This is a genomic window from Comamonas sp. MYb69 (assembly GCF_037479315.1).
Lineage (GTDB): Bacteria > Pseudomonadota > Gammaproteobacteria > Burkholderiales > Burkholderiaceae_C > Comamonas.
Map to the genome: position 1 here is coordinate 275,691 of NZ_JBBGZG010000002.1, position 24,822 is coordinate 300,512.

The 24,822-nt window shown below is 64.5% G+C and carries 22 protein-coding genes; 16 read left to right on the top strand and 6 right to left on the bottom strand.

Annotation, left to right across the window (positions count from 1 at the left end):
* Positions 1 to 131 precede the first annotated feature (131 nt).
* From WH303_RS03395 to WH303_RS03410, 4 genes are all read left to right on the top strand, one after another.
* A complete protein-coding gene (locus WH303_RS03395; RefSeq protein ID WP_339517005.1) occupies positions 132 to 674 on the top strand; it encodes a cysteine hydrolase family protein in 543 nt (180 codons plus the stop codon).
* Positions 675 to 923: 249 nt separating this feature from the next.
* Positions 924 to 1,880 carry a sulfurtransferase gene (locus tag WH303_RS03400; protein ID WP_339517006.1) on the top strand — a complete coding sequence of 319 codons (957 nt, stop codon included), beginning with the start codon at positions 924 to 926 and terminating at the stop codon, positions 1,878 to 1,880.
* 91 nt (positions 1,881 to 1,971) lie between these two features.
* Positions 1,972 to 3,243 (top strand): YeeE/YedE family protein, encoded by a 1,272-nt coding sequence (locus WH303_RS03405; RefSeq protein WP_339517007.1) that lies wholly within the window; start codon positions 1,972 to 1,974, stop codon positions 3,241 to 3,243.
* Between the two features lie 169 nt (positions 3,244 to 3,412).
* Entirely contained in the window at positions 3,413 to 4,276 is an 864-nt protein-coding gene (locus WH303_RS03410; protein WP_312414666.1) for a methylglyoxal synthase, read from the top strand.
* Positions 4,277 to 4,294: 18 nt separating this feature from the next.
* On the opposite strand, the gene WH303_RS03415 is transcribed toward WH303_RS03410, so the two are convergent.
* Together WH303_RS03415 and WH303_RS03420 are read right to left on the bottom strand one after the other, a co-directional pair.
* Positions 4,295 to 4,699, bottom strand: a complete 405-nt coding sequence (locus tag WH303_RS03415) for a VOC family protein (protein ID WP_339517008.1) — start codon at positions 4,697 to 4,699, stop codon at positions 4,295 to 4,297.
* 150 nt (positions 4,700 to 4,849) lie between these two features.
* Positions 4,850 to 6,457, bottom strand: a complete 1,608-nt coding sequence (locus tag WH303_RS03420) for an alkaline phosphatase D family protein (RefSeq protein ID WP_339517009.1) — start codon at positions 6,455 to 6,457, stop codon at positions 4,850 to 4,852.
* Positions 6,458 to 6,762: 305 nt separating this feature from the next.
* Between WH303_RS03420 and WH303_RS03425 the strand changes: the two genes are divergently transcribed.
* The 3 genes from WH303_RS03425 (at position 6,763) to WH303_RS03435 (ending at position 10,747) form a co-directional block, all read left to right on the top strand.
* A complete protein-coding gene (locus WH303_RS03425) occupies positions 6,763 to 8,124 on the top strand; it encodes an aspartate aminotransferase family protein (protein ID WP_339517010.1) in 1,362 nt (453 codons plus the stop codon).
* An 82-nt stretch (positions 8,125 to 8,206) separates the two neighbouring features.
* Positions 8,207 to 9,724 carry a CoA-acylating methylmalonate-semialdehyde dehydrogenase gene (locus WH303_RS03430; protein WP_339517011.1) on the top strand — a complete coding sequence of 506 codons (1,518 nt, stop codon included), beginning with the start codon at positions 8,207 to 8,209 and terminating at the stop codon, positions 9,722 to 9,724.
* A 90-nt stretch (positions 9,725 to 9,814) separates the two neighbouring features.
* Positions 9,815 to 10,747: an IclR family transcriptional regulator gene (locus WH303_RS03435; RefSeq protein WP_339517012.1), complete on the top strand. Its 933-nt coding sequence runs from the start codon at positions 9,815 to 9,817 to the stop codon at positions 10,745 to 10,747.
* 62 nt (positions 10,748 to 10,809) lie between these two features.
* Here WH303_RS03435 and WH303_RS03440 read toward each other — a convergent pair whose 3' ends face one another.
* Positions 10,810 to 12,063: a Zn-dependent hydrolase gene (locus WH303_RS03440; RefSeq protein WP_339517013.1), complete on the bottom strand. Its 1,254-nt coding sequence runs from the start codon at positions 12,061 to 12,063 to the stop codon at positions 10,810 to 10,812.
* Between the two features lie 162 nt (positions 12,064 to 12,225).
* On the opposite strand from WH303_RS03440, the gene WH303_RS03445 reads away from it, so the two are divergent.
* The 6 genes from WH303_RS03445 (at position 12,226) to WH303_RS03470 (ending at position 19,214) form a co-directional block, all read left to right on the top strand.
* Positions 12,226 to 13,896 carry an ABC transporter substrate-binding protein gene (locus WH303_RS03445; RefSeq protein WP_339517014.1) on the top strand — a complete coding sequence of 557 codons (1,671 nt, stop codon included), beginning with the start codon at positions 12,226 to 12,228 and terminating at the stop codon, positions 13,894 to 13,896.
* Positions 13,897 to 14,022: 126 nt separating this feature from the next.
* Positions 14,023 to 14,973: an ABC transporter permease gene (locus tag WH303_RS03450; RefSeq protein ID WP_021024900.1), complete on the top strand. Its 951-nt coding sequence runs from the start codon at positions 14,023 to 14,025 to the stop codon at positions 14,971 to 14,973.
* A gap of 27 nt (positions 14,974 to 15,000) precedes the next feature.
* Positions 15,001 to 15,903: an ABC transporter permease gene (locus WH303_RS03455; RefSeq protein ID WP_116925396.1), complete on the top strand. Its 903-nt coding sequence runs from the start codon at positions 15,001 to 15,003 to the stop codon at positions 15,901 to 15,903.
* Between the two features lie 3 nt (positions 15,904 to 15,906).
* On the top strand, positions 15,907 to 16,956 hold the full coding sequence (locus WH303_RS03460) for an ABC transporter ATP-binding protein (RefSeq protein WP_339517015.1): 1,050 nt from the start codon (positions 15,907 to 15,909) through the stop codon (positions 16,954 to 16,956).
* A gap of 15 nt (positions 16,957 to 16,971) precedes the next feature.
* Complete coding sequence (locus tag WH303_RS03465) at positions 16,972 to 17,988, top strand: ABC transporter ATP-binding protein (RefSeq protein ID WP_339517016.1); 1,017 nt, start codon at positions 16,972 to 16,974, stop codon at positions 17,986 to 17,988.
* A gap of 41 nt (positions 17,989 to 18,029) precedes the next feature.
* Positions 18,030 to 19,214: an amidase gene (locus WH303_RS03470; protein ID WP_339517017.1), complete on the top strand. Its 1,185-nt coding sequence runs from the start codon at positions 18,030 to 18,032 to the stop codon at positions 19,212 to 19,214.
* Positions 19,215 to 19,218: 4 nt separating this feature from the next.
* On the opposite strand, the gene WH303_RS03475 is transcribed toward WH303_RS03470, so the two are convergent.
* From WH303_RS03475 to WH303_RS03485, 3 genes are all read right to left on the bottom strand, one after another.
* Positions 19,219 to 19,755, bottom strand: a complete 537-nt coding sequence (locus WH303_RS03475) for an ureidoglycolate lyase (RefSeq protein ID WP_339517018.1) — start codon at positions 19,753 to 19,755, stop codon at positions 19,219 to 19,221.
* 59 nt (positions 19,756 to 19,814) lie between these two features.
* Positions 19,815 to 20,186, bottom strand: a complete 372-nt coding sequence (locus tag WH303_RS03480; RefSeq protein ID WP_021026226.1) for a hypothetical protein — start codon at positions 20,184 to 20,186, stop codon at positions 19,815 to 19,817.
* Positions 20,187 to 20,267: 81 nt separating this feature from the next.
* Positions 20,268 to 20,900 (bottom strand): hypothetical protein, encoded by a 633-nt coding sequence (locus WH303_RS03485; RefSeq protein WP_021026225.1) that lies wholly within the window; start codon positions 20,898 to 20,900, stop codon positions 20,268 to 20,270.
* 321 nt (positions 20,901 to 21,221) lie between these two features.
* Between WH303_RS03485 and WH303_RS03490 the strand changes: the two genes are divergently transcribed.
* From WH303_RS03490 to WH303_RS03500, 3 genes are all read left to right on the top strand, one after another.
* On the top strand, positions 21,222 to 23,534 hold the full coding sequence (locus WH303_RS03490; RefSeq protein WP_339517019.1) for an NADP-dependent malic enzyme: 2,313 nt from the start codon (positions 21,222 to 21,224) through the stop codon (positions 23,532 to 23,534).
* Positions 23,535 to 23,700: 166 nt separating this feature from the next.
* A complete protein-coding gene (locus WH303_RS03495; RefSeq protein ID WP_084635744.1) occupies positions 23,701 to 24,111 on the top strand; it encodes a ribonuclease domain-containing protein in 411 nt (136 codons plus the stop codon).
* A gap of 135 nt (positions 24,112 to 24,246) precedes the next feature.
* On the top strand, positions 24,247 to 24,672 hold the full coding sequence (locus tag WH303_RS03500) for a barstar family protein (protein ID WP_027010748.1): 426 nt from the start codon (positions 24,247 to 24,249) through the stop codon (positions 24,670 to 24,672).
* Positions 24,673 to 24,822: the final 150 nt, after the last annotated feature.

Genomic DNA, 24,822 nt, shown 5'->3' on the forward strand with positions numbered 1-24,822 from the left:
ATATCTAAGTAATAAGAGCTTTAATTTGGTATCTGCTGGATATCCATAATCCGGATGAACGTATACTTTGGTATGCCAATCATCCTTGGCTGACCTCCACCAGGCCGTTAATGCTGGCCTATCAAAAAACCATGCCTACTGCCCTCCTCCTCATCGACATCCAACAAGCCCTCTGCACCGGCCCCAACGCCGCATGGGACTGCCCCACCCTGATAGCCCGCATCAACCAGGTCACCACCGCTGCGCGCCAAGCCAACGCCCCCATCATCTGGGTGCGCCACGCCGAGCCTGGCCTGGAAGCGGGTACGCCCGGATGGCAATTGGCTGATGGCCTGCAGGTGGACCGCGCTGACCTGACTCTGGACAAAACCACCGGCGATGCCTTCTGGAAAACGGACCTGCTGCCCATGCTGCAAAGCCTGGGCGTGCAGGAGCTGGTGATTGGCGGGATGCACACGGAGTACTGCGTGGATGTGACCACGCGCGCCGCGCTGCGCCATGGCTACCCTGTTGTGCTGCTGGAGGATGCGCACACCACTTGCGGCAATGCCGCCGTCACGCCGCAGCAGGTGATTGCGCACCACAACATCACCCTCAGCAGCACCAGCAGCTTTGGCCCGCGTGCGCGGCTGCAGACGGCGCAGCAGTGGGCGGATTCGGTCAGCGGGGCTTGAGAAACCCGGCTTGGCTGGGGTTGGCCCAAGGCGCTAGAGAGGCGTTCTAGCTCCCAAAGTCGAAGCAGTCCAGCCCAGTGCACGCTGGCACTGCACCGATGTCGTTCATGCTTGGCCCCTGTCAAGCGCGCAGATCACATATGCATCTGCGCATTCCTCAGTTGGAGTAGCTGCTTGCAACATGCACAGTGCAAGCAGGCCCTGCCGTGATGGCAGCCTTTTCTCCCATGACCTGAAGGACGACACAGCATGACTATCCGCACAGCAGCGCCTTGGCGCGTTTTGATTGCCGGCACCATCGCGGCAACCGTTTGGGGCGCGAGCCCTGCCTTTGCCAACACGCTGCAAGCAGTGCCAGCGGGCGCGCTGGTCAGCACCGAATGGCTGGCCGCTAACCTGCAGCGGCCCGATGTGCGGGTGATCGAGGTCAGCGTGAACCCGGGGTTGTATGAGCGGGCGCATATTCCGGGTGCGGTCAACTTCTCCTGGCACAACGACCTCAATGACAAGGTGCGCCGCGACATTGTCAGCAAGGAGGCGTTTGAGCAATTGCTGTCCAAGGGCGGCGTGAGCGACAACACCACCGTGGTGCTCTACGGCGACACCAACAACTGGTTTGCGGCCTGGGGCGCCTGGGTGTTTGATGTGTACGGGGTCAAGAACGTCAAGCTGCTCGATGGCGGCCGCAAGAAGTGGGAGGCCGAGAACCGTGCGCTGAACAACCGCGCACCGGACTACGCCGCCACCACCTACCGCGTGGGCCAGGTCAACACCGATTTGCGAGCCCGCCTGGGCGATGCGCTGGCAGCGGTGGAGGCCAAGGGCGCCACGCAACTGGTGGATATCCGCTCGGCCGACGAATACCAGGGCAAGGTGTTTGCGCCAGCGGGCGTGCCCGAGCTGTCGATCCGTGCCGGCCATATCCCTGGCGCGGTGAATGTGCCCTGGGGCAAGGCGGTCAATGAGGACGGCACCTTCAAATCGCGGGCCGATCTGCAAAAGCTCTATGCCGATGCCGGCATCGACGGCAGCAAGCCCATCATCACCTACTGCCGCATTGGCGAGCGCAGCAGCCACACCTGGTTTGCGCTGAGCAAGATCCTGGGCTACCAGGTGAAGAACTATGACGGCTCCTGGACCGAATACGGCAACAGCGTCGGCGTGCCGATCAGCAACCCGGCCGGTACGATCTGGGCAGCCAAGTAAGCCCAATCCTGAATGTATTGAATGTCTCCGCATGGGCTCGGTCCTGTGTTCACTGCCCGCCTAGCGCGGGCATTTTTTTGGATGGAATGGTATGACTGATTCCAGCTTGGGTTTGGGAGGCGCGGGCGCCGCTGCAGGGCAGCGCCCGGCTGGGGCCATCAGCGCCTATTGGCAGCCGGTGGCAGCCGTGGTGCTGCTGCTGGCGCTATGGCTCTTGCAGCAGGCCTTGCTGCAGCGCGATGGCGGGCGCACCCTGGTGTTTGCGCTGGCCATTGGGCTGGCGCTGGGCGTGGTGCTGCAGCGGTCGCGCTTTTGTTTTTATTGCCATGCGCGCGATTGGCTGCAGCGCGATGACCCGCGCGGGATTTTGGCGATCATCCTGGCGCTGGCCGTGGGGCTTGTGGGCATGACGGTGGTGCAAAGCAGCTGGGTGCCCAACCCGCAGGCGGGGCAGTTGCCGCCGGATATGCACATTGGCCCGGTCAGCTGGGTGCTGGTGCTCGCGGGCCTGGCCTTTGGGGCGGGCATGCTGGTCTCGGGCTCCTGCATCAGCGCGCACTGGTACCGGCTGGCGGAGGGATCGGCCGCATCGCCATTTGCATTGCTGGGCACGGCGCTGGGCTTTACCTTGGGCTTTCAGACCTGGAACCCGCTCTACAGCCTGGCGATGGCCGATGCGCCCGTCGTCTGGCTGCCGCAGCACCTGGGCTATGGCGGCGCGCTGCTGCTGCAGCTGGGCGTGCTGGCGGCTTGGGCGGCCTGGGTGTGGCAGCGCCATGTGCAGCAGCGCCAGCGCAGCCTGCCGTTGGCTACAGCGCCCACAGCAGCGGCGCCGCGCAGCCTGCCCGCGCTGTGGCGCAGCCTCTGGCAAGGGCGCTGGAACTATGCCCTGGGCGGCCTGCTGGTGGGCCTGATCGCCACCGCTGCCATTGTGCGCATGCGGCCTTTGGGCGTGACGGCCCTGATCGGCAGCCAGGTGCGCGGCGCGCTGCAAGGCCAGGGCTGGGTGCCTGAGCGGCTCAATGGCTTGGATGGCTTTGCCGGCTGCGCCACCTTGCCGGCAGCCACCTGGGCCACGCCCAATGCGCTGGTGCTGCTGGGCTTGCTGGCCGGCGCGTTTATCGCCGCTTTTGCCAGCGGCCAGTTCCGCCCGCGTCTGCCCACCGGGCGGGATGCGGGCCGGGGTTTGCTGGGCGGCGTGCTGCTGGGCTGGGGCGCGATGACCGGTATTGGCTGCACCGTGGGCACCTTGCTGTCCGGCGGCATGGCGGGTGCGCTCAGCGGCTGGGTGTTTGGCGCGGCCATGCTGCTGGTGCTGTGGCTGGGGTTTCGGCTGCAGAGCTGGTGGGCGAGCCGGGCTTGATGGGGCAGGGTGCTCATGCCAGGTAAAAGGCGGTTGCTTGGCTGTGACCTGTGGGCTTGATGCTATGGATTTGGTAGTGCATTGAGCCCCTGCGCCAGTCGGCTGTCACACCCGAGCTGTGGTTTTGGCGCTATATTTCCAGTCGCTTGCCACACCCACGGGATCGACCATGCTTTTAGGCCTTGCCGCCAACCGTTTGCACCACCAGAACGAGGATGCTGCGCTGTTCAGCTTTTTGCGCGCCTGCGAGCAGGGGATTCGGGAGCTGAATATCGGGTTCCATGCGGTGGGCCGCACCTATGACGCGATTGCAGCGGCAGAAATGCTCAAGGGCCACAAGGGACTGGTGCGCTACCCCTATGGCCGCGAAGGCGGGCTGATGAAGCTGGTAGCCGAGGTGGTGGGCATGCCCGGTGACAACCGCGTGCTCGACGGCGCGATCTACCTGATCGATCCGGTGGACCCCTCGTCGATCTTCCCCGAAGCACTGGCCTTGAAGCGCCAGTGCGTGATCCACGGCAAACCCTTTATCTCGACGGCAGCCAGCGCGCGCGACTGGGTGGAGATGGAACGCATCCATGCCGGGCTGGCGCCCGACCGCCATGCCGACCGCCTGCACGACTATGGCAACCAGACCCTGGCGCTGATCGCCCACGATGCGATGAAGCCGGCGATGCTGGATTTTTGCGAGCGCAATTTTGCGCTGCTCTCGCGCTACCGCCGCCGCGTGGGCACCGGCACCACCGGCCAAAAGCTCAACGAGCTGGCCTGGAGCAAGGGCTGGCCGGCTGACAAGCCCTGGGTGGACCGCTTCAACAGCGGCCCGCTGGGGGGTGATGCGCAAATTGCCGACCTGGTGCTGGAGCGCCGCTGCCAGCGCGCGATCTTCTTTGAAGACCCGCATGTGGCCCGCCAGCATGAGGCCGATATCCAGCTGCTGGAGCGGGCGGTGACGACCGTGACCCAGGAGGTGGTGTGCATGACCTCGCCAGCGGTGGCCCAGCGCTGGTGCGATGCGGCGGTCAAGCGCTAAGCCCTACCTCGTCAGAAATCAGCCTGCCGGCACCTCGTTGGCCACCTCGATCAGGTTCTCATCCGGGTCGTAGAAATACACCGACTGCAGCGTGGCCTGCGCACCCGTCGCCCGCACCGGGCCTTGCACGATGGCGACCTGCTCGCGCTGCAGGTGGGCGATGACATCGGCCAAGGGCATGCGGGTCAGAAAGCAGATATCGGCAGAGCCAGGGGTCGCATGTTTCACGTTCGGGTCGACGACATGGCCGACCTCGTGCAGGTTGATCTTTTGCCGGCCAAAGTGCAGCGCATAACGGCCTGGCTTGAACTCCTTGGCTTCCATGCCCAGCACCCGCTCGTAAAAGGCAATGCTGCGCGGGATGCTGTGCACGGTGAGCACCAGGTGGTCCAGGGCATCGACCAGAGAGGTGGTGGTAGGCATAGGGCTTGCTCCAAAAGTGGATTTCAGGGGGCAGTATGCGCCCAAGCTGGGCGGTGCTCTGTGCTGCGCGTTGCAACCGCTGCCCCATGCCAAAAAGCCGCAGCGCCCCATGGCGTCTGCGGCTGGCCGTTATGGCGCGTGGCCCGCTGCTCAGGCCTGCTGCGGCGCCAGTGTCTTGGTGTAGAGCGCGGCGCCGTTCAGGTCCTTGAGCACCACGGTCAGCGCCCGGCTTTGGTGGTCAATATCGAGCTGGCCAAAGAACTGGTAGCCCTCGCTGGGGGCGGAGTTGGCCTTGGGCGGCGCCTTGTGGAAGACAACATCGAGGCCAAAGGTCTGGTCGGCCTCGTTGGGCCCAAAGCCGCCGGCATTGAGGGGGCCGGAGACAAATTCCCAGAACGGTGCAAAGTCCTTGAACTGCGCGCGCTCGGGGCTGTAGTGGTGGGCGGCGGTGTAGTGCACATCGGCGGTGAGCCAGACCACGTTGTCGATGCCTGCATCCTTGATGCCCTTCAACAGGCGCGCCATCTCCAGCTCGCGCCCCTTGGGCACGCCGTGCTCGCCATTGGCAATGGCCTCCCACTGGTCGCGGCCTTGGGCGTCCTTGCCGTCGGGCACAAACAGGCCGATGGGCATGTCGGCGGCAATCAGCTTCCAGGTGGCGGTGCTGGCCTTGAGGCCCGCCAGCAGCCAGTCGAGCTGGGGGCGGCCGAGGAAGTCGGTCTCGGCGCTTTCGGCGGCCTGCAGGTTGTGGCTGTTGGGGCCACGGTAGCTGCGCATGTCCAGCACAAAGATATCGGCCAGCGGGCCTTGGGGCAGGTGGCGGTAGACGCGCTGCTGCTCGGCCGCGCCAAAGGGGCGCATGGGCGCGTATTCCATAAAGGCGCGGCGGCCCCGGGCCGTGAGCAGCTGCACATTCTTTTCGGTATAGCGCTTGTCGTTGGCTACGCTCTTGCTGTCCGAGTAGTTGTTGGTCACCTCATGGTCGTCCCACTGCCAGATCTGTGCGACTTCGCTGCCCAGCGCGCGCACGTTGCGGTCCATCAGGTTGTAGCGGTAGCGGCCCCGGTATTCGTCCAGCGTCTCGGCCACCTTGGCGACCTGGGGCGTGACCAGGTTCTTCCAGGTGCTGCCATCGGGCAGCGCGACGGTCTCGGCGATGGGGCCGTCGGCATAGATGGTGTCGCCGCTGTGCAGAAACACATCGGGGTTGGCCTTGCGCATCTCGTCATAGATGCGCATGCCGCCGATGCCCTCGTTGATGCCAAAGCCCTGGCCCACGGTATCGCCGCTCCACACCAGGCGAAAGGGGCGGGTGGCAGGGCCCTGGCTGGCCAGCGGGGTGCGGAAATGCCCCAGCACCGCCGGGCTGCGGGTGTTGCTGCTGGCCAGGTCATCGAGCAGCACGCGGTAGAAGATGTCCTGCCCGGCGGGCAGGCCCTGCAGATCGACGCGGCCGGTGCCATCGCTATCGGGCAGCAGATCGGGCCCGCGCACCAGCGTGCTTTGGGCAAAGCTACTGGTGGTGGACCATTCCACGCGCATGCGCGCCTCGCGGCTGGCCCGCGCCCAGACGATGGCGCTGTGGGCCAGCACATCACCGCTTTGCAGGCCCGACAGCAGCATCGGCCGCGCAGCATCCTGGGTGATGGCGGCAGGGGCCATTTGCGCGCGCAGGATGCCGGGCAGCAGGCCCGTGCCAGCAATGGCGCTGGAAGAGAGCAGAAAGCGGCGGCGGGCTAAAGGGTCGTGGGAGGTCATGGTGGCGGTACCGGTGGCAGCAAAAACGCCACGATAGCCAGGGCCTGTGACACCGGGATGAAGTATGAAACAGCGTGTTAACGCTTTCTGCTTCAGCGATGAAAGCTATAATATTAGTAGCATTTTCTATGCTGGAAAGCAGCAGATGCAGCCACGGCTGGCTGCGTTTTGCGGGCTTGTGTGGACGGTATTACTTGCGGAATTCAGCAAGTGAGCTTTGATATCTCATTCTTTGAATAAGCATCCGCGCACCCCACAATGGCGTATCAACACCGGTAGCCGCTTAGCGGATTCAAGGAGCAGACATGAGCTTTGTGCAGATTGACGATACGACGGGCAGCACGCAGCTGCGCACCGATGCGGCCTGGCTGGACGCACACTGGATGCCCTTTACCGGCAACCGCAACTTCAAGGCCAAGCCGCGCATGATCGTCAGCGGCCAGGGCGCCTACTACACCGATGCCGATGGCCGCAAGATTTTTGACGGCCTCTCGGGCCTGTGGTGCTCGGGCATTGGCCATGGCCGCAAGGAAGTGGCCGAGGCGATTGGCAAGGCGGCGCTGCAGCTCGATTACGCACCGGCTTTCCAGTTTGGCCACCCGGCCTCGTTTGCGCTGGCCAACAAGATCAAGGAGCACACGCCAGCGGGCCTGGACCATGTGTTCTTCACCGGCTCCGGCTCGGAAGCGGCCGACACCTCGCTCAAGATGGTGCGCGCCTACTGGCGCTTGAAGGGCCAGGCCGGCAAGACGGTGCTGGTGGGCCGTGAGAAGGGCTACCACGGCGTGAACTACGGCGGCATCTCGGTGGGCGGCATTGCCGGCAACCGCAAGATGTTTGGCCAGGGCATTGTGGCCGACCACCTGCCCCACACCCAGCCACCGGCTGGCACCTTCCAGAAAGGCATGTCCGATGAAGGCGGCCGCGCGCTGGCCGACAAGCTGCTCGATGTGATCGCGCTGCATGACGCGAGCAATATCGCAGCGGTGATCGTCGAGCCGTTCTCGGGCTCGGCCGGTGTGGTGATCCCGCCCAAGGGCTACCTGGAGCGCATCCGCGAGATCTGCACGCAAAACGGCATTCTGCTGATTTTTGATGAAGTCATCACCGGCTTTGGCCGCTGCGGTGCCTGGACGGGCGCCGAAGCCTTTGGCGTCGTGCCCGACATCATGAACTTTGCCAAGCAGGTGACCAATGGCGCCCAGCCGCTGGGCGGCTGCGTGGTCACCAAGGACATCTACGACACCTTCATGGCCGCCGGCGGCCCCGAGTACATGCTGGAGTTTGCCCACGGCTACACCTACTCGGCCCACCCGGTGGCCTGCGCGGCCGGTGTGGCGGTGATGGACATTCTGGAAAAAGAAGACATGCCTGGCCGCGTCAAGGCGCTGGCGCCTTACTTTGAAAACGCGGTGCACAGCTTGAAGGGCGCCAAGCACATCGCCGACATCCGCAACTATGGCCTGGCTGCGGGCTTTACGATTGCCGCGCTGCCCGGCGAGCCGGCCAAGCGCCCCTATGAGATCGCGATGAAGTGCTGGGAAAAAGGCTTTTATGTGCGCTACGGTGGCGACACCATCCAGCTGGCGCCGCCTTTTATCAGCGAAAAGGCCGAGATCGACCGTTTGATCAACGCGCTGGGTGACGCACTGGCTGAAACCAACTGATTCACCTATAACTGCCCTCGTATCTGGCGCCCTGTTTCAGGGCGCCGGTGCTGTTTTTGAATTGCATCCAAGAGAGACTGACATGAACCACGACAAGAATGTGACGGCCACGGTAGGCCATTTGATCGACGGCAAGATCGTGCACGATGGCGGCCGCACGCAGCCGGTGTTCAACCCGGCAACGGGCCAATCGACGGTGAGCGTGGAGCTGGCCAGCAAGGCCACGGTGGAGGCAGCGATTGCCTCTGGCGAAAAGGCCTTCCCCGCCTGGCGCAATACGCCGCCGCTCAAGCGCGCGCGCATCATGGGCCAGCTCAAGGTGCTGCTGGAGCAGAACGCCGACAAGATCGCCGCGATGATCACCGCCGAGCATGGCAAGGTGCTGGCCGATGCGCATGGCGAGCTGCAACGCGGTATCGAGAACGTCGAGTTCGCCAGCTACGCGCCCGAACTGCTCAAGGGCGAGCACAGCCGCAATGTGGGCCCCAACATCGACAGCTGGAGCGAGTTCCAGGCGCTGGGTGTGACAGCGGGCATCACGCCCTTCAACTTCCCCGCAATGGTGCCTTTGTGGATGTGGCCCATGGCCGTGGCCTGCGGCAATACCTTTGTGCTCAAGCCTTCCGAGCGCGACCCGACCAGCGCGCTGTACATTGCCCAGCTGGCGCAGGAAGCCGGCCTGCCACCGGGGGTGCTCAACGTCGTCAACGGCGACAAGGAAGCGGTCGATACCCTGCTGCATGACCCGCGCGTCAAGGCGGTGAGCTTTGTCGGATCGACCCCGATTGCCGAGTACATCTACGGCGAAGGCTGCAAGAGCGGCAAGCGCGTGCAGGCGCTGGGTGGTGCCAAGAACCATGCGGTGGTGATGCCCGATGCCGACATCAGCAACGCGGTGACCGCGATGATGGGCGCCGCCTACGGCAGCTGCGGTGAGCGCTGCATGGCTGTGCCGCTGGTGGTGGCCGTGGGCGACGAGGTGGCCGAGCAGATGATTGCGGGCCTGAGCGCCGAGATCGCCAAGATGAAGGTGGGCCCGGGCACCGACAACGGCAATGACATGGGTCCGCTGATCACCAAGCCGCATTTCGAGAAGGTCAAGGCCTATGTGGACAGCGGTGTGCAAGAGGGCGCCAAGCTGCTGATCGATGGCCGCAGCCTGCAGGTGGCAGGTCACGAGGAAGGCTACTTCCTGGGCCCCTGCCTGTTCGACAACGTGCGCCCCGGCATGAAGATCTACCAGGAAGAGATCTTTGGCCCGGTGCTGGGCATTGTGCGGGTCAAGACCTTGCAAGAGGCGATGGACCTGATCAACGCGCACGAGTACGGCAACGGCACCTGCATCTTCACCCGCGATGGCGAAGCAGCGCGCTACTTCAGCGACCATATTCTGGTGGGCATGGTCGGCATCAATGTGCCGCTGCCCGTTCCCGTCGCCTACCACTCGTTTGGCGGCTGGAAGCGCAGCCTGTTTGGTGACCTGCACGCCTACGGGCCTGATGCTGTGCGCTTCTACACCAAGCGCAAGACCATCACCCAGCGCTGGCCCAGCGCCGGTGTGCGCGATGGCGCGGTGTTCAGCTTCCCGAGCAGCCGCTAAGACCTGGATGCAGCCGCCCCGCGAAGGGCCAGGCTGCAAGTTGGTGCGTTTCTTGCGAAGGCTGAGGCCTTTGCCCCCAGCCTTTGCACCATGCGCACCAGCACCGCCCACCGCCGATCGCCGGACACCGCCGCTTCAGCCGAAGCCGCAGCCCGCAGCACCTCCCCCAGCACGCCACCGGCATACCCACCGGTGGCGGCTTTGTCTGCGGCTGTGCCCGCACCGAATCCCACGCCGGTGCCCACGTCCGATCTCCCATCCGACAGCCTGTTCAACCTCTCGCTGGCCAAGGGCCTGCAGGTGCTGTGTGCCTTCAACGCCGCGCACCGCAGCATGACCCTGGCCGAGATTGCGCAGGCTGCCGGCATGACCAAGGCTTCGGCGCAGCGCTCGGTGCACACCTTGCAGGCGGTGGGCTATATCGGCAAGCACCCGAGCACGCGGCGCTTTGTGCTGCTGCCGCGGGTGGTGGAGCTGGGCTTCAACTACCTGGAGGCGCACCCGATGATCAGCGCCGCCCACACCTATCTGGCGCAGCTGGCGCGGCAAAGCGGTGAGACGGCTACCCTGTCCGAGCCTGCGGGCACGCACATGGTCTACCTGGCCCAGGTGCTGACGACGCAGCACATCCCCGTGCTGACACCGGTGGGCACCCAGGTGCCGCTGTACGCCAGCAGCTGCGGGCGCGCCTACCTGAGCCAGCTGCCTGCGCCAGAGGCGCGCGCGCTGCTGCAGCAGGCGCCGATGCCCGCGCGCACCCGCGCCACCCTGACGACGGTGGATGCCGTCATGGAGCGCCTGGCGCTGTGCCAGCAAACGGGCTATGCCACCAACTGCGAAGAGCTGTTTTTGGGTGACATGGGCATTGCTGCGCCGGTGTTCAATGCGCGCGGCGTGGTCGTGGGCGCCATCCACCTGGCGCCCCCTACCAGCCGCTGGAACATGGCCGATGCCCAGCAGGCGCTGGCGCCGCTGGTGATTGAATGCGCGCGGGCGGTGTCGCAGCTATTGCCGGCTGACTAAAAAAACGCGGAGCCCGAGCGCTCCACGTTCTTCTACCGCTTTGATGGCCTTTCAGCGCCGTATCAGGCTACACCGGCATGCGCCAGCATCGCATGCAGCAGCACATTGCAGCCAGCGGCCAGGTGCTCGGATTTGGCGTCCTCAATCTCGTTGTGGCTGATGCCATCCTTGCAGGGCACAAAGATCATCGCGGTGGGCGCGACGCTGTGCACATAGACGGCGTCATGCCCGGCGCCGCTGACGACCTCCATGTGGTCGTAGCCCAAGGTGTCGGCCGCGCCACGCACGCTGGCCACGCAGTCGGGGTGGAAGATGCAGGGCGCAAAGCGCACCACCTGCGTGATCTCCACCTGGCATTGGCACTGGGCGGCCAGCCGCGCAAACTCTGCGCGCATGGCGGCGTCCATCGCATCCAGGCCGGTCTGCGAAAGGTTGCGAAAGTCGACGCTGAACTTCACCTGGCCCGGGATCACATTGCGGGAGTTGGGCAGCACCTGCAGATGGCCGACGGTGCCGCGCCCGTGCGGCGCCTGGTCCAGTGCAATGCGGTTGACGGCATCGACCATGCGGGCAGAGGCTAGCATCGCGTCATGGCGCAGGTTCATCGGCGTGGGGCCGGCATGGGCGTCCATGCCGGTGACGGTCACGTCATACCACTGCTGGCCCAGCGCGCCGCTGACGATGCCAATCGGCTTGTCATAGGCTTCCAGCACCGGGCCTTGCTCGATATGCGCTTCAAAATAAGCGGCAAAGGCGCCACCGGGCACATCACCGCAGGCCACATCGCCCAGGTAGCCGATGCGGGCCAGCTCAGCGCCGACGGTAAGGCCTGCACCATCTTGTTGCGAGCGGATGTGGTCTGCACCAAAAATTCCCGCAAATGCACCAGAGCCCATCATCACCGGCGTGAAGCGCGTGCCTTCCTCGTTCATCCAGAAGGCCACTTCCAGCGGCGCGCGGGTCTGGATGCCATGGCTGTTGAGCGTGCGCACCACCTCCAGGCCGGCGAGCACGCCGTAGTTGCCATCGAACTTGCCGCCGGTGGGCTGGGTGTCGATATGGCTGCCGGTGGCTACGGCGCGTGCCTGCGGATCGGTGCCGGGGCGGCGGCCAAACACATTGCCCACTTCGTCCACGCGCACCTGCAGGCCTGCGTCGCGGAACCATTGCACGACCTGGTCGCGGCCGGCCTTGTCCTCGTCGGTCAAGGCAATGCGGCAGACACCGCCTTTGGGCGTGGCCCCTATCTGGGCGAGATCCATCAGCGATTGCCAGAGGCGGTTTTCATCAATGCGCAGGCTGTCTATTGGGGTCATGCGGGTACTCCTGAAAGTGAGGCGATCAATGCGCAGGGCGTTCGCATAAAGCATGCCAAAAATATCGATGAATCAAACACTTGTATCGATTATCGATATGCGTGATGTGGCACGCAGCTTGCTTTGGACTTGTCATCCCCCACTCCTTGGAAAGGTCCTGTGATGCAAGCGTCTTCCGGTTTCTCCGTCTCCCGTCCCGCGCTCAAAAGCCTGGCTCTGGCTGTCACCCTGGCGCTGGGCGCTGGTGCTGCCATGGCCCAGGAAAAGGTGCTGCGCATTGCAATGACTGCGGGCGATATCCCGCGCACCTCGGGCCAGCCCGACCAGGGTTTTGAGGGCAACCGTTTTACCGGCATCCCGATGTATGACGCGCTGACCCAGTGGGACCTGAGCAAGGCCGACAAGCCCAGCGAGCTGGTGCCGGGCCTGGCGCTGTCCTGGGAGGTGGATGCCAAGGACAAGACCAAGTGGCTGTTCAAGCTGCGCCCCGGTGTCAAGTTCCACGATGGCAGCGCCTTCACGGCCGATGCCGTGGTCTGGAACGTGAACAAGGTGCTGGACAAGGAGGCCGAGCAGTTTGACCCGGCCCAGGTGGGCGTGACCGCCTCGCGCATGCCTACGCTCAAATCCGCCAAGAAGATCGATGACCTGACCGTCGAGCTGACCACCACCGAGCCCGATTCCTTCCTGCCGATCAACTTGAGCAATCTGTTCATGGCCTCGCCCGCGCACTGGGCCAAGAAGCTGGCGGCAGTGCCTGCCTCCGTCAGCGGCAAGGCCGAGCGCAGCAAGGCCGCCTGGACAGCGTTTGCCGCCGATCCCTCGGGCACCGGCCCCTTTAAGGGCGCACGCCTGGTGCCGCGCGAGCGCTTTGAGATGGTCAAGAACAGCAGCTACTGGGACCCCAAGCGCACGCCGACCATCGACAAGGTGGTGCTGCTGCCGCTGCCCGAGGCCAACTCGCGCACTGCCGCGCTGATGAGCGGCCAGGTGGACTGGATCGAGGCACCGGCGCCCGATGCGCTCGATGCGATCAAGGCACGCGGCTTCAAGGTGTATTCCAACCTGCAGCCGCACATCTGGCCTTGGCAGTTTTCCTTTGTTGAAGGCTCGCCCTGGCTGGACAAGCGCGTGCGCCATGCCGCCAACCTCTGCGTGGACCGCGCCAGCATGAAGCAGCTCTTGAATGGCCAGATGGAGCCGGCCACCGGCATCTTTGAGCCCGGTCACCCCTGGCGCGGCAGCCCCAGCTTCCAGATCAAGTACGACGTGAAGGCCGCGCAGGCGCTGATGACGCAGGCGGGCTTTAGCGCCAGCAAGCCGATCAAGGTGAAGATCCAGACCTCCGCCTCGGGCTCGGGCCAGATGCAACCGTTGCCGATGAACGAGTTCATCCAGCAGAACCTCAAGGAATGCTTCTTTGATGTCGAGTTTGATGTGGTGGAGTGGAACACGCTGTTCTCCGGCTGGCGCCTGGGCGCCAAGGACCCGGGTGCCAACAAGGCCAGCGCCACCAATGTGACGGCAGCAACGATGGACCCCTTCTTTGCGATGGTGCGCTTTGTCAGCACCAAGTCCTTCCCGCCGCTGTCCAACAACTGGGGCTTCTACAGCAACAAGCAGGTGGACGCGGTGGTGGACAAGGCCCGCACCACCTTTGATGCCAAGGAGCGCGACAAGGCCCTGGCCGAGCTCCACACCTTGGTGGTCGATGAGTCGCCCTTCCTCTTTGTGGCCCACGATGTGGGCCCACGCGCCATGTCGGCCAAGGTCGGCAATGTGGTGCAGCCGCAAAGCTGGTTCATCGATATCGCGACGATGACGATGAAGTAAGCCGGGCGTCCCCGGGCATGCAGACCGGTGCTGAGACACCGCTGCATGCCGGGCGCAGGCCGATGGCCCAAACCGCCAGTGCGACCCCGCATGGTCCGCTTCTCCCCCACGAACCTCTGATCCGCCATGCTTGCCTACCTGTTCAGACGCATTGTCTACACCCTGCCCATCATGCTGGGCGTGGCCCTGCTGTGCTTTGCCCTGGTGCATATCGCGCCCGGCGACCCTCTGGTGTCGGTCTTGCCCGCCGATGCATCGGCCGAGCTGCAGGCCCAGATGCGCGAGCTCTACGGCTTTAACCGGCCGCTGCCCGAGCAGTTTCTGCGCTGGGTCTGGCGCGCGCTGCAGGGCGATCTGGGCCAGTCGATTGCCACCAGCCGGCCCGTGACCACCGAGGTGATGGCGGCCGTGGTCAACACCTTGCGCCTGGCCGTGGTGGCGACCTTGATCGGCTTTGTGCTGGGCAGCCTGTTTGGTTTTGTGGCGGGGTATTTCCGCAACTCCTGGGTGGACCGCAGCTGCTCGATGCTGTCGATGCTGGGCGTCAGCGTGCCGCACTACTGGCTGGGCATGGTGATGGTGATCGTCTTCTCGTCGCAGCTGATGTGGCTGCCTGCCACCGGCGCGGGGCCAGGTGGCTCGGGCGACTGGGCCTGGGACTGGGCGCATGTGCAGTTCATGATCCTGCCGGCCATCACGATGTCGGTGATCCCCATGGGCATCATTGCCCGCACGGTGCGGGCGCTGGTGGCTGAACTGCTGGACCAGGAGTTCATCCTCGGCCTCAAGGCCAAGGGCCTGGGCCATCTGGGCATCTTCCGCCATGTGCTCAAAAATGCAGCGCCCACGGCGCTGGCGGTGATGGGCCTGCAGCTGGGCTACCTGCTGGGCGGCTCCATCCTGATCGAGACCGTGTTCTCCTGGCCGGGCACCGGCTTTTTGCTCAACCAGGCCATCTTCCAGCGCGATCTGCCGCTGCTGCAGGGCTCCATCCTGGTGCTGGCCGTTTTCTTTGTGCTGCTCAACCTCATCATCGACGTGGTGCAGACCCTGCTCGATCCCCGCATCGCCCGCTGAGCGCAGATTTCTGGAGGTTCCGTCCCCATGACCAGTCTTTCCCTTCCCGATGCAGCAGCGGCCCAGGTGCAGCCGCTGCCGGCCCAGCGCTCACGCGGCTATTGGTCCTCGGTGCTGCAGCGCCTGCTGCGCGACCCGGTGGCCATGGGCGCGGCCGCCGTCATTGTGCTGCTGATTGTGGTGGCGGCGCTGGCGCCCTGGATCACGCCGTCCGACCCCTACCTGGCCTCCATGCTCAAGCGGCTCAAGCCCATTGGCACCGCGGGCCTGCCGCTGGGCAGCGATGAGCTGGGCCGCGACATGCTCTCGCGCCTGATGATGGGCGCACGCCTGTCGCTGTTCATGGGCATCACCCCGGTGCTGCTGGCCTTTGTGATCGGCACGGGCATCGGCATTGTGGCCGGCTACGCCGGGGGCCGCACCAACACGGTGATCATGCGCACCATCGATGTGTTCTATGCCTTCCCCTCGGTGCTGCTGGCCATTGCGCTGTCGGGTGCGCTGGGCGCGGGCATCTTCAACTCGCTGGTGTCGCTGACGATTGTCTTCATCCCGCAGATCGCCCGCGTGGCCGAGAGCGTGACGGCCCAGGCCCGCAACCGCGACTATGTGGAGGCCGCGCGTGCCACCGGGGCCAGCGCCTTCACCATCGTGCGGGTGCATGTGCTGGGCAATGTGCTGGGCCCCATCTTTGTCTACGCCACCAGCCTGATTGCGGTGTCGATGATCCTGGCCTCGGGCCTGTCGTTTCTGGGCCTGGGTGTGAAGCCGCCCGAGCCCGAATGGGGCCTGATGCTCAACACCTTGCGCACGGCGATCTACACCCAGCCCTGGGTGGCGGCCTTGCCGGGGCTGATGATCTTCATCACCTCCATCTCCTTCAATCTGCTCTCCGATGGCCTGCGCACGGCCATGGACAACAAGGGGTAAGCGATGCTCCAGCCTTCTTCTCTGAACCCGGCTGCCACCCTGGCCGCCGATGTGGGTGGCCCGGCCCAGCCGCTGCTGACGGTGCGCGGTTTGACCAAGCATTTCCCGCTCAAGCAAGGCAAGCTGGTGCGCGCTGTCGATGGCGTCGATTTCGAGGTGCTCAAGGGCGAGACCCTGGGCGTGGTGGGCGAGTCCGGTTGCGGCAAGTCGACCACGGCGCGCCTGTTGATGCACCTGATGGACCCAACCGCCGGCGAGCTGGTGTTTGACGGCCGCACGGTGGGATCGCGCGACCTGAGCCTCAAGGAGTTTCGCCGCCAGGTGCAGATGGTGTTCCAGGACAGCTATGCCTCGCTCAACCCGCGCCTGACCATCGAGGACTCGATCGCCTTTGGCCCGCAGGTGCATGGCGTCTCGCGCAAGGAATCAGTCGCCCGCGCCCACCACCTGATGGACCGGGTGGGCCTGGCGCCGGCCCGCTTTGCCGAGCGCTACCCGCATGAGCTCTCGGGCGGCCAGCGCCAGCGCATCAACATTGCGCGCGCGCTGGCCTTGCAGCCGCGCATGGTGATCCTGGACGAGGCGGTCTCCGCGCTCGACAAATCGGTCGAGGCCCAGGTGCTGAACCTGCTGGCCGACCTGAAGCGCGAGTTTGGCCTGACCTATGTCTTCATCAGCCATGACCTGGGCGTGGTGCACTACATCAGCGACCGGGTGATGGTGATGTACCTGGGCCAGGTGGCCGAGATTGGCCCCTCGGATGCGCTATTTGCCGCGCCAGCCCACCCCTACACCAAGGCCTTGCTGTCGTCGGTGCCGTCGATGGACCCGAGCCATCGCACCCTGGTGGCCCCGCTGGCCGGTGACCCGCCCAACCCCATCAACCCGCCCACGGGCTGCCGCTTTCACCCGCGCTGCCCGCAGGCGGCGCCGGTCTGCGCCCAGGCCGCACCGGCCGTTACCCCGGTGCAGCTGCACCATGCCGCGCGCTGCCTGGTGCATGAGCCCGGCAGTGGCCACCCCCTGGCCGCCGCTGCTGCGCTGGCCGCCTGAACCCGGAGCACCACGATGAACACAGCCTCTCCTCCCCTGGTCCAGATCCAGGACCTGAATGTGCAGTTTGCCAGCGGCAAGAAAGTGGTCCAGGCCGTCAGCGGCGTGAGCTTGTCGGTCGCCAAGGGCGAAGCGGTGGCGCTGATTGGCGAATCGGGATCGGGCAAGAGCGTGACCCTGCGCAGCATGCTGCGCCTGCACCCTGAGCGCAAGACCACGATGAAGGGCCAGATCCGGGTCGCAGGCCAGGATGTGCTGGCGCTGCGCGGCGGCGCGCTCAACGACTTTCGCGGCAAGACCTGCGCGATGATTTTTCAGGACCCCTTGCTGGCGCTGGACCCGGTCTACCCGGTGGGCGCGCAGATTGTCGAAGCGATACGCCGCCACGAGCGCGTGAGCCACAGCGAGGCGCAGCAGCGCGCGCTGGCGCTGTTTGAGCGGGTGCGCATTCCCAGCCCCGAGCAGCGCCTCAAGGCCTACCCGCATGAGATGTCGGGCGGCATGCGCCAGCGGGCCATGATTGCGCTGGCCCTGGCCTGCAACCCGCAGGTGCTGCTCGCCGACGAGCCCACCACGGCCCTGGATGCCACCGTGCAGATTCAGATCCTGCTGCTGCTGCGCGAGCTGCAGCGTGAGCTGGGCCTGGGCATTGTGTTTGTGACCCACGACATTGGCGCGGCGGTGGAAGTGGCCGACCGCATTGCGGTGATGTATGCGGGCCGCATTGTGGAAGAGGGCACGGCCGAGCAGCTGATCCGCAGCCCGCGCCACCCCTACACCATGGCCTTGCTGCAAAGCCGCTCGCACGGCGCGATGGAGCGCGGCCAGCCGCTGCAAACCATTGCCGGTGCGCCGCCCGATCTGACCGCCATCCCACCGGGCTGCGCCTTTGCGCCGCGCTGCAAGCTGGCCACGGCCGCCTGCCTGCAAGCGGTGCCGGAGCCGGTCACGCTGGCGCCTGGCCATATGGCGCGCTGCGTGCACACTACAACGGCGGCAGCCTTTGCGCCCAACGTGCTGGCCGCTGCCTAGGCCCCTGCGTTTCTATCTTTTTTGCCCAGGACTGACCCACCATGCCCTTGCACGACCCTGCCCACGCCTTTGTTCCCTACCCCGATGTGCCTGTGCGCCATGCGGCCACCGGCCCGCTCAGCGGCCTGTACTTTGGGGTGAAGGACTTGTTCGACATTGCCGGCTATCCCACGGGGGGCGGCAACCCGCTGCTGCTGGCCCTGTCCGGCATCAAGACGCAGACGGCGCCCACGGTGCAAAAGCTGCTAGATGCCGGCGCGGCGCTGGCGGGCAAGACGGTGACCGATGAGCTGGCCTTCTCGATGAATGGCAACAACGCCCACTTTGGCGCGCCGATCAATGGCAATGCGCCCGAGCGCATCACCGGTGGTTCGTCGTCGGGCTCGGCCTCGGCGGTATCGAGCCGGCTGTGCGACTTTGCGCTGGGCACGGACACGGGCGGCTCGGTGCGTGCGCCGGCGAGCCACTGCGGCCTGTATGGCATACGGCCCACGCATGGCAGGGTGAGCCTGGAGTCAGCCCTGGCGCTGTGCCACAGTTTTGACACCTGCGGCTGGTTTGCCCGCGATGCCCATACCTTTGCCCGCGTGGCCGATGTGCTGATGGCGCCCGACACGACGCCGCTGCCGGACCGCCCGCGCCTGCTGATGCCCAGCGATGTCTGGGGCCTGGTGGACAGCGCCGTGCGCCCGGCCTGGGATGGTGCGCTGCAGCAGATCACGCAGCTGCTGGGCAGCGCGCAGGATTGCAAAGCGGTGCTCGATTCCTTTGACGCGATGTACTGGAGTTTTCGCTATATCCAGGGGCGCGAAGCCTGGATGACCGATGGCGCCTTTATCAGCCGCTATGCGCCGGTGCTGGGCCCGGGCGTGAAGGAGCGCTTTGACTGGTCGAGCAAGGTGACCGATGCCCAGGTGCAGGAGGCCGAGCAGTTCCGTGCGCGCTTCCGCCAGCATCTGGCCGATCTGCTGGGCAGCGATGGCGTGCTGGTGATGCCGACCATGCCCGATATTGCGCCGCTTCGAACGGCCGATGAGGCATCGCTGGAGGCCTACCGCAACCAGGCAGTGCAGATGCTGTGCCTGGCGGGCTTGGCGGGCTTTCCGCAGATCTCGCTGCCGCTGGCCAGCCGTGAGGGTGCGCCCTTGGGGATCTCGCTGCTGGGCCCGGCAGGCACGGACCGCAGCCTGATCGCGATTGCGCTGCAGCTGGCAGCTGCGGTGTAAGTGACTAAGCGAGATCAGCGGGCAGGCTAACCTGCAGCGGTGCGCTGATCGCTTCGCAGCGGCAATCCAGCGCATCGGCGCGCCGCTCGATGACGGCGAAATCACCGCCCTCGACGGCCAGCAAGGCATGGTGCCAGGTGCCGGGCGCCAGCACGATGCCCTGGCGGCCATCGGTCACAAAGGCCTGCAGATCCTCCGCTTGGGGGGCCGGGCCGGCAGCGGCCACGACCACAACAAAGCGCTGGGTGCCCAGTGGCACAAAGCTCTGGCTGCCCAGTGCATGGCATTCGACCTCGGTAACGTCCAGCGGAAACTGCCGCGCCTGCGCGCGAAAGAGCGCCAGCATCGGCCAGCCGCCTTGCGCCGTCAGCTGCAGATCGGGCAGCAGGTCATAGCGCAGCGCATTGCCCTGGTTGATAGACTGGCTGGGCAGGCTGGGGTCGGCCAGGCCAATCACGCTGCCAAAGGCCGAGAAGTTGTGCGCAGTCAGAGGCCGCGCCTCCAGAACCAGTGCAGCGGGGTGGGTGTTGGGGGTCGTCATGGCCAGCTAGCTAGCAAGGACGGTGCCTGATTGGCGATGCGGCGACCGTTGCGCAATACTCAAGGCTTGCCATCGGCTTCGTGCTGCGCGCCCTTGCTGTCGGTGATGACGGCGCCCATGCCGGCCGAGGGGTTCACGCTGCCGCCTTCGGCCGTGGTGCCGCCGTTGGAGGCCTTGGGGTCATCGGCAGAGGCCAGCGGCACGGCAGGGGGCAGGGGATCGTGTTTGTCGGCCTTGGCATGGGGCAGGACCGAGTGGCTGTCGATGATGGGCGCGTTGAACAGCGGCTTGTCGGGCAAGGGCTGGCGCGATGCCGCTACCGTGCCGGAGATGGGTTTCATCGGCCCGGGGCGTTCGTCACAGGCGCTCAGCAGGCTGGCAGTGGCAACGACGGCTGCCAGGGCGGCAAGTCGGGTTGGAATGGCTGGCATGGGCTTTTCCCTGTAGTGGTACTGGTAACCCCGCCATTGTCGCCGCAGGCCGGGCGCCCAGGTGTCAGCCAATCACGGCAATCAGCGCGCGCCCAGCAGCGCCAGGTAGGCGTGGCGCGTCTCGGGCGACACGCTCTGGATGACTTGCTCGTAGGTGGTCTGGTTGCGCAGCTGCATGCGCGCCGAGGCCACGGCCTTGGATTTGCAGTACCAGTGGCAGGTGTGCTGCATCAGATACATCTCGGCCAGCAAGGTGAAGGCGCGGTCCTTGGGGCTGCGGCCGGCGGTGTTGGCCACGACGCGGGCAATGCCATCGGCATGCAGGCGGATGGCGGTGCGCAGGTCAAAGGACTTGCTGCCGCCCTGGAGCTTGTCGATCAGCTGCGAGAAGGGGAAGTAAAACGCCTGGGTGCTGATCTTGAACGTGGCGCCATTGGCCGGCTCGGGCGCCTTGGCCAGCGTGTCGGCAAAGCTGCTGAACTGGCTGGCCAGGCTGTTTTCCACCGATGCCTGCAGCTCCCAGATTTGCTGCTGGCGGTTGCTGTCTTTCTCGTCCAGCGCCCGCATATAGCTGCTGACCAGGCGCTCCATCAGCTTTTCGATGTCGTAATTACGCAAATATTGGGCCAGCAAGGCGATGCGCTGCTTTTGGGCCTTGGCGCGCAGCACATAGCTAACGCCCAGGATGAGAACGACCAGCAGCATTAAATCCATGACAAATGAGGCCTTGCAGAGCCTATAAAGCGCAAACGTTTGTCATTGTAGACCTTGGCTTCGGCCAAGAGGGGCGGGCTTTACGCAATGTATGCCCAAACTGGAAAAAGCTATACATCTTTTTCATAGTTCTAGTCGGCGACTGGAATACTTGATTTTTAGCCTGCGCCTAGAATGGTGAGTGCCTTGTATACGATCCACAGCATTTGGCCGTGGGCACATCGTTCTGGGCCCTTGGACATACTGTTGAGACATGCATGCAGATGGCAGCATGTTCCAGCTGTTTTTCGTAGTGAATGCTGCGTGATGCCGGAGACCGCCATGACTGAGAAGAATTCAACCCCCACTGCGGTGGACAAGCGTGCGCTGCTGCGCCAGTCCGCACTGGAGTACCACCAGTTTCCCCGCCCCGGCAAGGTGGCGATTGCCGCGACCAAGCCCATGGCCAACCAGCATGACCTGGCGCTGGCCTATTCGCCCGGCGTGGCCGCGCCTTGCGAAGAGATCGTCAAGGACCCGGCAGCTGCCTTCAAGTACACCAGCCGTGGCAACCTGGTGGCGGTGATCTCCAACGGCACGGCGGTGCTGGGCCTGGGCGATATTGGCGCGCTGGCCTCCAAGCCGGTGATGGAAGGCAAGGGCGTTCTGTTCAAGAAGTTTGCAGGTGTCGATGTTTTTGACATCGAAATCAACGAAAAAGACCCCCAGAAGCTGGTGGAAGTGATCGCTGCGCTGGAGCCCACCTTTGGCGCCGTGAATCTGGAAGACATCAAGGCGCCCGAGTGCTTCTATGTGGAGCGTGAACTGCGCAAGCGCATGAAGATCCCGGTCTTCCACGACGACCAGCACGGCACCGCGATCACCGTGGCAGCGGCCATGGTCAATGCGCTCAAGGTCGCAGGCAAGAAGATTGAAGAAGTGAAGCTCGTGGCATCGGGCGCGGGCGCTGCAGCGCTGGCCTGCCTGAACCTGCTGCTGGAGATTGGCCTCAAGCGCGAAAACGTGATGGTGACCGACATCGTCGGCGTGGTCTACAAGGGCCGTACCGAGCTGATGGACGAAGATAAGGAGCTTTTCGCGCAAGAAACCGACAAGCGCACGTTGTCGCAGGTAATTGACGGCGCCGATGTGTTCCTGGGCCTGTCGGCGGGCGGTGTGCTCAAGCCCGACATGGTGCAGCGCATGGCAGCGCGCCCCATCATCTTCGCGCTGGCCAACCCCAACCCCGAGATCTCGCCCGAAGACGCCAAGGCGGTGCGCGACGACATCATCATGGCGACCGGCCGTTCGGACTACCCGAACCAGGTCAACAATGTGCTGTGCTTCCCCTACATCTTCCGGGGCGCGCTCGACTGCGGCGCCACAACCATCACCACCGAGATGGAAATCGCCACGGTGCACGCGATTGCCGACCTGGCCCAGGCTGAGCAGACCGAAGAGGTCGCCAATGCCTATGCCGGCCAGGACCTGTCCTTCGGCCCCGAGTACCTGATCCCCAAGCCGTTTGACCCGCGCCTGATGATGAAGATTGCGCCGGCTGTGGCGCAGGCGGCAGCGGAATGCGGCGTGGCCGAGCGTCCGATCCAGGACATGGATGCCTACCGCGAGCACCTGCAGACCTTTGTCTATGCCTCCGGCACCGCGATGAAGCCCATCTTCATGGCGGCCAAGCGCGCGGCGAAAAAGCGCATTGCCTACGCCGAAGGCGAGGAAGAGCGCATCCTGCGTGCGGCCCAGATCGTGGTCGACGAGCGCGTGGCGCGCCCCACCTTGATCGGCCGCCCGGCCATCATTGCCCAGCGCATCGAGAAGTTCGGCCTGCGCCTCAAGGAAGGCACGGACTACGATGTGGTCAACGTCGAGCATGACGACCGTTACCGCGATTTCTGGCAGTCCTACCACCGCATGGCCGAGCGCAAGGGCGTGACCGTGCCGATCGCCAAGATCGAAATGCGCCGCCGCCTGACCCTGATCGGCTGCATGCTGCTGCACAAGGGCGAGGTCGATGGCCTGATCTGCGGCACCTGGAACAACACCGCCATCCACCTGCACTACATCGACCAGGTGATTGGCAAGCGCGCCGGCACCGCCACCTATGCCTGCATGAACGGCCTGCTGCTGCCCGAGCGCCAGGTCTTCCTGGTCGACACCCATGTGAACTACGACCCGACGGCCGAGCAGCTCGCCGAGATCACGATCATGGCGGCCGAGGAGATGATGCGCTTTGGTATCAAGCCCAAGGCCGCGCTGCTGTCGCACTCGAACTTTGGCTCCAGCAACCAGCCCAGCGCCGTCAAGATGCGCCAGACCCTGGAGCTGCTGCGTATCCAGGCGCCCTGGCTCGAAGTGGACGGCGAGATGCACGGCGATGTGGCCCTGGACCAGAAGCAGCGCGCCAGCATCATGCCCGAGAGCCCCCTGGTCGGTAACGCCAATCTGCTGGTGCTGCCCAACATCGATGCGGCCAATATCAGCTACAACCTGCTCAAAACAGCGGCAGGCGGCAATATCGCCATTGGCCCGATCCTGCTGGGTGCCGCCCAGCCGGTGCATATTTTGACCCCCAGCGCCACGGTGCGCCGCATTGTCAACATGACGGCCGTTGCAGTTGCAGACGCGAATTTTGCGCGCTGATAAAGATGTTTTCAGTGCAGTTGGCTTGAATCTGCCACACCTGCCGCTGTAAAATACTGAGAAGCCTGCTCAAATTTTGGGCAGGCTTCTTGCATTTTGGGGGGCAATCCGTCACACTGACTGGCTGAACTTGCGGTGAAGTCCGCGGTTCTGAAAGGTGTTGTTGATGCTCAAAGCATGGGGTTTTCTGGCCCGCTCGTCTGTGAAGGCTGGCGTGCTCGCTGTGGTCATGGCTGCGCTGCCGCCAGGGGTCCAGGCCCGTGGCAGCGGGCCTTCCGCATTCGATGGGCCGGTCGTGGCGGTGGCCGAATTGCCGCCGCAAGGCCGCAAAACCTATGCATTGATCTACGAAGGCGGCCCTTTTCCCTATGACAAGGACGGCTCGGTATTTGGTAACCGTGAGCGCATACTGCCCAGGCACCCGCGTGGTTACTACCGGGAATACACCGTCAAGACACCCGGTTCCCGCGATCGCGGGGCGCGTCGCATTATTTGTGGCGGTCAGGTCGCCACAATGCCCGATACTTGCTACTACACCCAGGATCACTACAGCAGCTTTCGGCGTATTGTGAATTAGCCAGTCAGATTCCTCCTATGTCGCTTTTCCGCAAGAGATGTCTTGCGCAGAGTGATGTGCTAAGTCAACAATGCCCAATGAGCCCCAGGGATGGGGTGTGGTTTTTAAAAAATGCTAATGGAAAGAGCAACGGAGATGGACACTCCACTTCGTCAGGTACAAGATACATCGCTGCGTTTCGTGCGTCCCAACATCGTGCAGGCCATTCGGGCCTACCGGTTGGAGGACCTGCGCGACGCAGCCCAGAACCTGGGGCAGCACTTTTTGTACGCCAATCTGGCGCACGCCCTGTCCAAGGCCGATGTGCTCGAGTTGATTGGCATGCAGTTTTATTTTCCGTCGCACTACGGCAAGAACTTCGATGCGCTGTTCGACTGCCTGACCGACCCTTTGCACAAGAGTGGCCCGCAGCCCGGTTTTGTCGTGGTGCTGGACCAGATCCCGACTGCGATGAAGTTTGACCGCGAAGCGCGCGAGCAGCTGCTCGATGTGTTTCGCGATGCGGCCGAGTACTGGGCCGAGCGCAAGGTGCCTTTTCGCTGCTTTTACTCTTTCCTCTGATCGGCTTGCTGATTGACCAAGAAAAAACGCCCCGCGTTGGGCCGGGGGTTTTGTTTTTGGGGGGGGGGGGATGAACTTTTTTTATTTTTTTTTCGGGTGTTGGGGGTGGGGGGGCGCGTGCGTGGGGGTTGGCGTGGGCGCGCGCCCCGG